This is a genomic window from Rhodococcus sp. R1101 (assembly GCF_000278445.1).
In the GTDB taxonomy this organism is placed as follows: domain Bacteria; phylum Actinomycetota; class Actinomycetes; order Mycobacteriales; family Mycobacteriaceae; genus Rhodococcus; species Rhodococcus gordoniae.
Map to the genome: position 1 here is coordinate 1 of NZ_AJVB01000098.1, position 10,698 is coordinate 10,698.

Genomic DNA, 10,698 nt, shown 5'->3' on the forward strand with positions numbered 1-10,698 from the left:
CGCCGCGGCGACTACAACCTGTGCCCGCACATGCGCTTCTTCGCCACCCCGCCCGTGGACGGCGCGCTGTGCGAGTACGTCACCATCGGAGCCGCCTTCGCACATCCGGTTCCCGAGACCGTGTCGGACGACGCCGCCGCGCTGTGCGAGCCGCTGTCGGTCGGTATCGCGGCCGTCCGCAAGGCCCGCGTCACCGCCGGCTCACGGGTCCTCGTCACCGGCGCCGGACCCGTCGGCATCGTCGTCGCCCAGGTCGCCCGCGCATTCGGCGCGGTCGAGGTCGTCGTCACCGACCTCGACGAACGACGACGCGAGACCGCACTGTCGTTCGGCGCGAGCGCGGCGCTCGACCCCCGCGTCGACGACCCGTCGACCCTGCGGGTGGACGCCTACATCGACGCGTCCGGCGCCCCTGCCGCCGTCGACTCGGGCATTCGCGCGGTCCGTGCCGGCGGCACCGTCGTCCTCGTCGGATCCGGCGCCGAGACGATGACCCTGCCGGTGCAACTCGTCCAGAACCGCGAACTGATCCTGACCGGAGTGTTCCGCTACGCGAACACGTGGCCGACCGCGCTCGCACTCGTCGAATCCGGCCGGGTCGATCTCGACTCGATGGTCACCGCCCGGTTTCCCCTCGACAAGGCCGCCGACGCGCTCGACTCCGACCGGATACCGGGAAACATCAAGGCCGTCGTGGACGTGACCGACCCGGCAGGAAGGATCGAAGACCATGCGTGTGAGTGAGCGGACGCTCCCCGAGCTGAGCGTGCCCGTCCCGGGTTACCGGCGCGACGACGTCTCCGTCGGCATCGTGCACTTCGGTGTGGGTGGTTTCCACCGCGCGCACCAGGCGATGTACGTGGACCGGCTCCTCGAACAGGGGAAGGCGAAGGAATGGGGTATCTGCGGCGTCGGGGTGCTCCCCGGTGATCGCCGCATGCAGGAGGCGCTCGCCGCCCAGGACCACCTGTACACCCTCGTGCTCACCCACCCCGACGGCACCTGGGAGCCGCGTGTGATCGGCTCCGTCGTCGACTACCGTTACGCCCCCGACGATCCCGAGGCCGTCGTCGAACTCCTGGCGGCTCCGACCACTCGGATCATCTCGCTGACCGTCACCGAGGGGGGCTACACCATCCGCCACGACACCGGCGAATTCGACGTCGACGATCCGGCCGTGCAACACGATCTGCACTCCGGTGAACCACCGGCGACCGTCTTCGGTCTCGTCACCGAAGCTCTCGCCCGGCGCCGCGCCCGGGGACTTCGTGCCCCGACGGTGATGTCGTGCGACAACATCGAGGGCAACGGAACCGTCGCCCGCCGCGTCTTCACCGAATACGCCCGGCTCGTCGATCCCGAACTCGCCCAGTGGATCTCCGAACACGTCCGGTTCCCCAACTCCATGGTCGATCGGATCACCCCCGTGACCACCGACGAGCTCGTCTCGGCCTTGTCCGAACGTTTCGACGTGCAGGACCGCTGGCCGGTCGCCACCGAGCCGTTCACCTCGTGGGTCCTCGAGGAAGCCTTCGCCGACGGACGGCCGCCGTTCGAGGACGCAGGAGTGCAGCTCGTCGACGACGTCGCTCCCTACGAACTGATGAAGCTGCGCCTGCTCAACGCGAGCCACCAGGGACTCTGCTATTTCGCCTACCTCATGGGATACCGACTCGTCCACGAGGCCGCACAGGATCCGCTCCTCGCCGGGTTCGTGCGCGCCTACATGGACACCGAGGCGACACCGACCCTCGAACCGGTGCCGGGCATCGATCTCGACGAGTACAAGACCACCCTCATCGAGAGGTTCGCGAACCCCGAGATCCGGGACACCATCGCACGGTTGTGCGCCGAATCGTCCGACCGCATCCCGAAGTGGCTGGTGCCGGTGATCCGGGAGAATCTCGCCACCGGTGGTCACGTGCAGTTGTCCGCGGCGATCGTCGCCTCGTGGGCGCGCTACGCCGAAGGCGTCGACGAGCAGGGGGAACCGATCGAGGTCGTCGACCGACTCGCCGACACGCTCGTCCCGATCGCGCGACGACAACTCACGCATCCCACCGCCTTCATCGAGAACACCGAGGTCTTCGGTGATCTCGCGCAGAACCATCGCTTCGTCGACGCCTACACCTGGGCGCTCAACGCCCTGCACAACGACGGCGCCCGCGCCACCCTGAAGGAACTTCCGGGAGAGCCGGAATGAACGGCCACGCCCTCGTCGTCGGAGAAGCCCTCGTCGACATCGTCCACCGCGGCGGTGCCGAACCCGTCGAGCATGTCGGCGGGAGCCCGCTCAACGTCGCACTGGGTCTGGGGCGACTCGCCCGGCCCGTGCGGTTCACGACACGCGTCGGCACCGACGCCCGCGGGCGGCGGATCGTCGACCACCTCGCGGCTTCCGGTGTGTCGCTGACACCGGGGAGCGCGGCAGCCGAGCGCACGGCGACCGCGCAGGCGGAGATCGACGAGAAGGGTTCCGCGAAGTACGAATTCGACATCGTCTGGGATCCCGTCGAGCCACCGCCGTCGGTGGACGCCGTGCTCGTGCATACCGGATCCATCGCGACGGTGCTCGAACCGGGCTGTGACCTCGTCGCCGAACTCGTTGCGCAGCAGTCGAGAACGTCCACGGTCAGCTTCGATCCGAACGTCCGCCCGGCGCTGATCGACGACCCGGCGCGCGGACGGGAACGGATCGAACGCCTCGTCTCGCTCGCCGATGTGGTCAAGGCCAGCGACGAGGACCTGACGTGGTTCGCGCCCGACCGCGATCCCCTCGACACCGCTCGGGACTGGCTCTCGCGAGGACCGGCGATCGTCGCGGTGACCCACGGCGAGCACGGTGCGGTGGCGCTGTGCGCGGCCGGAACCGTCGAGGTACCCGCCGTGCGGGTCGAGGTGGTCGACACGGTCGGGGCCGGTGACGCCTTCACCACCGGTCTGCTCGACGGATTGTGGACCTGCGGCCTCCTCGGCGCCGACCGGCGCGAACGCTTGCGCGGCATCGGCACCGGTGAACTGCGCGACGTGCTCGATACCGCGGCGTGGACGTCCGGCCTGACCGTTGCGCGCGCCGGCGCCGATCTGCCCACCCTGGCCGATCGCACAGCAGCCCGGGAGGCAGCGCGATGACGCTCGTCGCCGGGATCGACTCGTCCACCCAATCCTGCAAGGTCGTCGTGTGCGAGGCCGACACCGGAGCCGTCGTGCGCGAGGGTCGCGCTCCGCATCCGCCCGGTACCGCGGTCGACCCGCTGGAGTGGCGCGCCGCTTTCGAACGGGCGTGTTCCGAAGCGGGAGGACTCGACGACGTCGCGGCGATCTCGGTGGGAGCGCAGCAGCACGGCATGGTGTGCCTCGACGAGCGCGGCGACGTGGTCCGCGACGCGCTGCTGTGGAACGACACGAGATCCGCAGCGGCAGCAGTCGATCTCGTCGACGAGGCCGGTGGCTCGGACGCGTGGGCCGAGGCCGTCGGAGTGGTGCCGCTCGCCGCGATCACCGTGGCGAAGACCCGCTGGCTCGCCGACCACGAACCCGGCAACGCCGATCGCACCGCGGCACTGTGCCTGCCGCACGACTGGCTGACGTGGACGATGCGCACCGACCGCGATCTCGACCGGCTGATCACCGACCGCAGCGACGCGAGCGGCACCGGCTATTTCGACGCCTCCACGAACACCTACCGCCACGAGCTGCTCGAACTGGCCCTGCGCCGACCGAGCCCCCTCCTTCCGCGGGTCGCCGGGCCGGCCGAGCGCGTCGGTGAGACGAGTTCCGGCGCCCTCCTCGGGCCGGGTGCCGGCGACAATGCCGCGGGCGCGCTCGCCCTCGGCGTCCGTGAGGGCGACGTGGTCGTCTCGATCGGCACGTCGGGAGTGGTGTGCGCCGTGTCCACGACGCCGGCCCGCGACGCGGACGGGTACGTCGCGGGATTCGCCGACGCGACCGGCAGGCACCTGCCGCTGGTGTGCACGCTCAACGGTGCTCGCGTGCTGGACGCCACGGCGACGATGCTCGGCGTCGACCATGCCGAACTCACTCGCCTCGCGCTCTCGGCGCCGCCCGGGAGTGAGGGGCTGGTGCTGATCCCGTATCTCGAAGGGGAGCGCACCCCGAACCGTCCCGGAGCGACGGGTGCCCTGCACGGACTCCGGCTCGGCACGGCGACCCCGGCGCATCTCGCCCGGGCGGCCTTCGAAGGTCTGTTGTGTTCGCTCGCCGACGGCATCGACCACATCCGGGTGCAGGGCACCGAGGTCCGCCGGGTGCTGCTCGTCGGGGGAGGCGCGCGCTCGCGGGCGGTGTGCGAGCTGGCGCCGGCCGTGCTCGGCGTGCCCGTCGACGTGCCCGAACCGGGGGAGTACGTGGCCCGGGGCGCCGCCAGGCAGGCGGCGTGGGTGCTGCGCGGAGGCGACGAGCCCCCGGCGTGGGAATCCGGCGCGACACGCCGCTACGAGGCCGACCCGACCCCGCACGTGCGGGAGCGCTACGCGGAGGTGCGGGACCTGACGGACGGTTCGGACATCGCCCTGGAATCACGCTCGGTGGGATGAGAACACTCGCTCGGCACCGGGGTCATGCGATCGGATCGGTGAGCAGGTCGAGGAAGAGTCTCGCGGCCCTACTGGGGGACGCGTTGGTGCGTCCGACGAGTGCGAGAGTGCGGCACCGGTTTCCGGTGTTCATGCGAATCCGCCGAAGCCCGCTGCGCTGCGCGATCGGTTCGGGCACGACCGCCACTCCGAGGCCGTAGCGGACCAGTTCGAGGAGCCGGTTCATGTCGCCGACCCGGAACGTGATGTGCCGGTGCACTCCCGCAGCCGCGAACAACGACTCGATCGTGGTCTGCAGACCGGTGCCCGCCTGGAAATCGACGAACGAACAGGACTGCAGGTCGTGCATCTCGATGTCCGTCACCGCAGCGAGCGGATGATCCGGGGCCGCGACGACGGTCAGTTCCTCACGGTAGGTCCGGAGGGCGGTCAGCCCCGACCGGAGCGGGCGTGCATCGAGTGCGACGAATGCCAGGTCCAGCTCCGCTGTGGTCACGGCATCGAAGAGTTCGTCGGTGGTCGCTTCCCTCAGCGTCACTCCGATTCCCGGAAACCTGCCGTGCAGGCGCGCCAGCAGTGCGGGGAGGTCCACTGCGGTGAACGTCTGCACCGTCCCCAGCGTCAGTGTGCCCAGTTCTCCGGTTCGCAACCGGCCGACGGCGGCCACCGCGTCTTGTGCTTCCCCGAGCATTCTCTGCGCATAGGGATAGAGCACCTTGCCGGCATCGGTCGGGACCACCGAGCGGGTGGTGCGTTCGAACAACGGTGTTCCCAGCTCGTTCTCCAGCGCGCGGACGGAGGCGCTGAGGGCCGACTGGGACAGGTGCACGGATTCGGCGGCACGGGTGAAGTGACCGTGCTCGACGACCGCCAGGAAATGGCGGAGCTGACGAAACTCCATTGATCGATTCTACTTCTGCGATCGATCGATTTATCCCGTTGGACAGATCGGTGGACGGCGTCCGACGATCGGATCCATGTCACGCACCGATATCTCGACCCCTCGCATGGATCGCCGACTCGTCGCGGTGATGGCCCTTGCCTCGGGGTTGGTGGTGGCCAACAGCTATTACGCGCAGCCGCTGGTCGGCGCCATCGCCGAGACCTTCGAAGCCTCCACTGCCGAGGTCGGGCTCGTGGTCACGGCCGGACAGATCGGGTACGCGCTCGGCCTGGCGTTCCTCGTTCCCGTCGGGGACATGGTCGAACGACGGACACTCCTGCGCTGGATGCTCCTCGTCACCGCTGCCGGTTTGCTGGTCATGGCGTGGTCGCCGGACTGGCGGATCCTGGCGGCGTGTGCCGTCCTGGTCGGTACGGGATCGGTCGTGGGCCAGGTGCTGGTGCCTTTCGCGGCGAGTCTCGCCCGCGACGACGAGCGTGGACGTGTCATCGGCAACGTCATGACCGGTCTGTTGCTGGGCATCCTGCTGTCCCGCGTGGTGGCAGGACTGATCGCCGAGGTGGCAGGCTGGCGGGCGGTGTTCGTATGCGCAGCCGTGCTGATGCTGTTCACCGTGTTGTTGATCCGCACCCTGCCGGAGTCGGTCCCCACCACCGATGCCGGGTACCGTGCGGTGCTGGCCTCGGTGCTCCGATTGGTGTCTGCCGAAGTAGTTCTGCGGCAACGGATCGCGTACGGCGCACTGACGTACGCGTCGTTCGGGGTGTTCTGGACGAGTGTGGGCTTCCTCCTCGCCGGACCGGGATACGGGTGGTCCGATGCGCGCATCGGGCTGTTCACCCTCTTCGGGGTCGCGGGTGCGTTGGCCGCCCGTGTGGCGGGTGCTCTCGCCGACCGGGGATATGCGCGTCGCCAGACCGGCTTCTTCGTCGCCGTCACCGCGGCGAGCTTCGTGCTGCTCGCCGTCGGGGAGCATCACGTCGTCGCGCTGGCGATCGGTGTCGCACTGCTCGATCTGGGGATCCAGGGAACACACATCAGCAACCAGAGTCTGATCTACCCGCTTCGGTCCGACGCTCGAAGCCGCCTCAACACCGCCTACATGACCTGCTACTTCCTCGCGGGATCGCTCGGGAGTGTGCTGTCCACCCTCGCGTACTTCGGTGGAGGCTGGAAAGCGGTGTGCGTGCTGGGGGCGGTCTTCCCCGCCTGTGGTCTCGGACTCTGGATTCGCGAGATGCAGGGCGTGAGGCGTGCGCGGACGGGCGTTCCCGCCGAGCAGGCCGGGAACGCCTGACACCGAAGTGATCCCCCCGAGCTTCCGGGCGTGCGGCCGACGGGTCTAGTGTTCGGCGATGTGAGTAGACGCACCGAAGTGGTGTCCGCGCCGATCCGGCGCCTCGCGAACCGGTTGACGCACAGCCCGGCCAGGGTGGTGGCGCTGGGCTTCGCCGCAGCGATCGCGGTGGGCACGGTGCTGCTGCTGACCCCGGCCGCGACGCAGTCGGGTGCCGGAGCAGGCGTGATGGCGGCGTTGTTCACCGCGACCTCCGCGACGTGCCTGACCGGCCTGATCGTCGTGGACACGCCCACCTACTGGTCCGGATTCGGGCAGGGTGTGATCGTCGGGCTGATCCAGGTGGGTGGGCTCGGCATCATGACGATGGCCTCGTTGATCGGTTTGGTGCTGGCCGACCGGATCGGCCTGAAGGCCCGGCTCAACGCTGCGGCGGAGGTTCGTACGTCCGGACTCGGCGACGTCCGCAGCGTCGTCGTCGGTGTGGTGCGTACCAGCGTGCTCATCGAAACCGTCGTGGCGTCGGCCCTGGCGATGCGCTTCGCCGTGGGCTACGACGAAACTCCGGCCCGAGCGATGTGGCTGGGGGTCTTCCACGCGATCTCGGCGTTCAACAACGCGGGGTTCGCTCTCTACAGCGACAACATCGTCGGGTTCGCCGCCGATCCGTGGATCTGTGTGCCGTTGATGATCGCGGTGATCCTCGGTGGTATCGGATTTCCGGTGCTGTTCGAACTCGGCAGGCACCTGAGAGGACACCGGAAGCGCTGGTCGCTGCATACCCGGTTGACGGTGGTGGTGACCGCGGTGCTTCTGGTGGTGGGCCCGCTGCTGGTCCTGTTGCTCGAATGGAATCACACTCTGCAGGGACACGATTGGGGCGCGAAGCTGCTCACGGCCGCCTTCCAGGGCGTCATGCCGCGCACCGCGGGGTTCAACAGCGTCGACTACGCCCAGGTGGACAACGCGACATTGCTGGTGACCGATGTACTGATGTTCATCGGCGGCGGGAGCGGCGGCACCGCCGGCGGTATCAAGGTCACGACGTTCGCCCTGTTGTTGTTCGTCATCGCCGCCGAGGTCCGGGGCGAGAAGTCCGTGACGGTGTTCGATCGGCGCATCGATCCGCGTCTCCAACGCCAGGCTCTGGCGGTGGCGTTGATCGGTGTGGCGCTGGTGATGGTGCCGACGCTCGTGCTTCTCGCCGGTACCGCATTCGACCTCGACGTACTGCTGTTCGAGGTCACCTCGGCGTTCGCGACCGTGGGGCTGTCCACCGGCATCACCGCTCAGTTGCCGTCCTGGGGACAACTGATCCTGGTGACGCTGATGTATCTGGGCCGGATCGGACCCATCACGCTCGTCAGTGCATTGGCGGCCAGAGACCGTGGTCGCCGCTACGAACTACCCACAGAAAGGCCCTTCATTGGTTAGGAAACCGGCCGCTGATGTCGTCGTCGTCCTGGGGCTCGGGCGATTCGGCAAATCGCTTGCGCTCGAACTGATGGCTCAGGGCACCGAGGTGCTCGGTATCGATGCGAGCGAAGCGGTGATCGAGAAGGTGTCGGGCCGGCTCACGCACGCCGCCGTCGCCGACACCACCGACGAGGTATCACTTCGGCAGTTGTCGGTGCACGAATACGGCCGGGCGGTCGTGGGGATCGGGTCCGACCTCGAGGCGAGCCTCCTCACGGCCTCGGCGTTGATCAACATGGCGGTACCGAACGTGTGGGCCAAGGCGATCAGCAACGCGCACGCCCGGATCCTCACCCAGATCGGTGTGCATCACGTCGTGCGACCCGAGCACGACATGGGCAAACGCGTGGCGCACCTGGTGCGTGGGCGGATGATGGACTACATCGAGTTCGACGACGGCTTCGCCATGGTCAAGACGGTCGCACCGGCATTCGCCGTAGGAAAGCCTTTGTCGCAGACGACGATCCGGAGCCGATACGGCGTGACCGTGGTGGCGATCAAGCGACCGGGGGAGGGATTCACCTACGCCACGGCCGACACCGTGATCTCTCCCGGCGACACGATCATCGTCTCCGGGCAGGCGCGCGAGACCGAACGGTTCGCCGAACTGGCGTGAGGCCGGATCGGGCGACGGGAAATGGTGTCGGCCGTCACGCCCCCACGTGGCATACTTTTGGTATGACGCCGGGTAACGCCTACGTTCACCACGATGTGGTCGTCATCGGTGCCGGTATCTCCGGTCTCGGTGCCGCAGTCCACCTGCGCCGACACGGTATCGACGACTTCGTCGTCCTCGAGAAGGCCGACGCGATCGCCGGAACCTGGCGGGACAACACCTACCCCGGCTGTGCGTGCGATGTGCCGTCGGCGCTCTATTCCTACTCCTTCGCGCCCAACCGCGAGTGGTCCCGCTTGTTCGCCGGGCAGGCCGAGATCCGGCGGTACATCGAAGACGTGGCCGAGACGAACGGAGTGCTCCCTCACATCCGGTTCGACACCGAGATGCAGCGCGCCCGGTGGGACGACCGCACCCATCGGTGGACGGTGCACACGTCCACGGGAGTGATCACGGCCGATGCGCTCGTCGCGGCCGCGGGCCCCTGGAACGAACCGCTCATCCCTCCCATTCCCGGGCTCGACACCTTTCCCGGTGAGGTGTTCCACTCCTCCCGATGGAACCATCGGTACGACCTGAGCGGAAAGCGCGTCGCGGTGGTGGGCACAGGAGCATCCGCCGTGCAGTTCGTTCCCGAGATCCAGCCGGAAGTTGCTGCGCTGCACCTGTATCAGCGCACAGCCCAGTGGGTGCTGCCGAAACCCGACTATTCCCTCCGGCGTCTCGAACGTACCGTCCTGCGCCGAGTGCCGGGTGCCCACGAAGTGTTGCGACGATCCGAGTACGCGATCATGGAAATGCTGGGGCTCGGCTTCCGGAACCCGGCGTTCATGAAGGCGTTGCAGCAGGTCGGCCGGGCATGGTTGCGTCTGCAGGTGCACGACCGGCGACTAAGCGACCTCCTCACACCGGAGTACACGCCGGGTTGCAAGCGCATGCTGTTCTCCAACACCTACTACCGATCCCTGACCCGGTCGAACGTCGAAGTGCATCCCACCGCCGTGGCGTCGGTGCGGGGAAATGTGGTGATCGGCGGGGACGGTGTCGAACGCGAGGTGGACGCCGTCATCTTCGGTACGGGTTTTCGCATCCTGGACATGCCGATCGCCGGGCGGATCTTCGACGGGCAGGGTCGTAGCCTCGACGATCACTGGAGTGGCAGCCCCCAGGCATATCTCGGAACGACGGTCGCCGGTTTCCCCAATGCCTTCGTGCTGCTCGGCCCCTCGTTGGGCACCGGACACACGTCCGCCTTCACGATCCTGGAAGCGCAACTGGGATACGTCATGCAGGCGCTGATCCGCGCGCGGCAGGAGGGATGGACCCGGATGGAACCGCGGCGGGCCGTGCAGGATGCTTTCAACCGGACGGTGCAGGACGCACTCGGCGGGACGGTGTACAACGCCGGCGGTTGTCGTAGTTACTTCTTCGATGTCAACGGCCGCAACAGTTTCAACTGGCCGTGGTCCACGGACCGGATGCTGCGGGAGCTGTCGACGTTCGACGAGGCGGCGTTCGATGTCTCCTCGGTCCCACCCGCACGAATGTGATCGGTCGGGCGGGGAATCGTCCTCAGGAGGGGTCTTCGATGCGCAGACCGAGATGAGCGGCGAAGTGTCCTGCCAGTTCGACGGCCTGATGGGAGCTGATCGTCGCACCCTTCATGCCGCCCGGGTTGCGGATCGTGTCGATCCGCAGCCCGCGGAGATCGACCTGGTCGAGAGAGGCGCGGTCGACGTCGAGGACACCGACGGAACAGTCCTCGAAGGCGATGCGGGTGAACGTGCCGCCTCCCAGATCCAGCTCGTCGATGATGCAACCGCGGAAGAGCACGTCGTGTCCCGTGGCT

The 10,698-nt window shown here is 68.0% G+C and carries 9 protein-coding genes and 1 pseudogene; 8 read left to right on the forward strand and 2 right to left on the reverse strand.

Annotated elements, in window-relative coordinates:
* From R1101_RS26245 to R1101_RS0109160, 4 genes are all read left to right on the forward strand, one after another.
* Positions 1-744 (forward strand): zinc-binding dehydrogenase (locus tag R1101_RS26245; RefSeq protein ID WP_016933140.1); only part of this gene is annotated, 744 nt, incomplete at its 5' end.
* Positions 731-2,203: a mannitol dehydrogenase family protein gene (locus R1101_RS0109150; RefSeq protein WP_026003061.1), complete on the forward strand. Its 1,473-nt coding sequence runs from the start codon at positions 731-733 to the stop codon at positions 2,201-2,203. The genes R1101_RS26245 and R1101_RS0109150, both read left to right, overlap by 14 nt.
* Positions 2,200-3,132 (forward strand): carbohydrate kinase family protein, encoded by a 933-nt coding sequence (locus tag R1101_RS0109155; protein WP_016933142.1) that lies wholly within the window; start codon positions 2,200-2,202, stop codon positions 3,130-3,132. The genes R1101_RS0109150 and R1101_RS0109155 overlap by 4 nt, the downstream gene beginning before the upstream one ends.
* Positions 3,129-4,556 (forward strand): xylulokinase, encoded by a 1,428-nt coding sequence (locus R1101_RS0109160; RefSeq protein ID WP_016933143.1) that lies wholly within the window; start codon positions 3,129-3,131, stop codon positions 4,554-4,556. The genes R1101_RS0109155 and R1101_RS0109160 overlap by 4 nt, the downstream gene beginning before the upstream one ends.
* Before the next feature lie 22 nt (positions 4,557-4,578).
* On the opposite strand, the gene R1101_RS0109165 is transcribed toward R1101_RS0109160, so the two are convergent.
* A complete protein-coding gene (locus R1101_RS0109165) occupies positions 4,579-5,457 on the reverse strand; it encodes a LysR family transcriptional regulator (RefSeq protein ID WP_016933144.1) in 879 nt (292 codons plus the stop codon).
* Positions 5,458-5,533: 76 nt separating this feature from the next.
* Here R1101_RS0109165 and R1101_RS26250 point away from each other — a divergent pair, with 76 nt between their 5' ends.
* The 4 genes from R1101_RS26250 (at position 5,534) to R1101_RS0109185 (ending at position 10,399) form a co-directional block, all read left to right on the forward strand.
* The gene (locus R1101_RS26250; protein ID WP_081494061.1) at positions 5,534-6,757 is read left to right on the forward strand and encodes an MFS transporter; all 1,224 of its coding nucleotides are present in this window, start codon (positions 5,534-5,536) and stop codon (positions 6,755-6,757) included.
* Positions 6,758-6,835: 78 nt separating this feature from the next.
* Complete coding sequence (locus R1101_RS0109175; RefSeq protein ID WP_016933146.1) at positions 6,836-8,191, forward strand: TrkH family potassium uptake protein; 1,356 nt, start codon at positions 6,836-6,838, stop codon at positions 8,189-8,191.
* The gene (locus R1101_RS0109180; RefSeq protein ID WP_026003062.1) at positions 8,184-8,849 is read left to right on the forward strand and encodes a potassium channel family protein; all 666 of its coding nucleotides are present in this window, start codon (positions 8,184-8,186) and stop codon (positions 8,847-8,849) included. The genes R1101_RS0109175 and R1101_RS0109180 overlap by 8 nt, the downstream gene beginning before the upstream one ends.
* 62 nt (positions 8,850-8,911) lie before the next feature.
* Positions 8,912-10,399 (forward strand): flavin-containing monooxygenase, encoded by a 1,488-nt coding sequence (locus tag R1101_RS0109185; RefSeq protein ID WP_016933148.1) that lies wholly within the window; start codon positions 8,912-8,914, stop codon positions 10,397-10,399.
* Between the two features lie 22 nt (positions 10,400-10,421).
* Here R1101_RS0109185 and R1101_RS0109190 read toward each other — a convergent pair.
* A pseudogene (locus R1101_RS0109190) lies at positions 10,422-10,698 on the reverse strand (pentapeptide repeat-containing protein); the annotation flags it as partial.

Bases quoted from the DNA above. Each gene is read 5' to 3' on its own strand.
- R1101_RS0109185 (WP_016933148.1), top strand. From the start codon at position 8,912: ATGACGCCGGGTAACGCCTACGTTCACCACGATGTGGTCGTCATCGGT.
- R1101_RS0109160 (WP_016933143.1), top strand. From the start codon at position 3,129: ATGACGCTCGTCGCCGGGATCGACTCGTCCACCCAATCCTGCAAGGTC.
- R1101_RS0109155 (WP_016933142.1), top strand. From the start codon at position 2,200: ATGAACGGCCACGCCCTCGTCGTCGGAGAAGCCCTCGTCGACATCGTC.
- R1101_RS0109165 (WP_016933144.1), bottom strand. From the start codon at position 5,457: ATGGAGTTTCGTCAGCTCCGCCATTTCCTGGCGGTCGTCGAGCACGGT.
- R1101_RS0109150 (WP_026003061.1), top strand. From the start codon at position 731: ATGCGTGTGAGTGAGCGGACGCTCCCCGAGCTGAGCGTGCCCGTCCCG.
- R1101_RS26250 (WP_081494061.1), top strand. From the start codon at position 5,534: ATGTCACGCACCGATATCTCGACCCCTCGCATGGATCGCCGACTCGTC.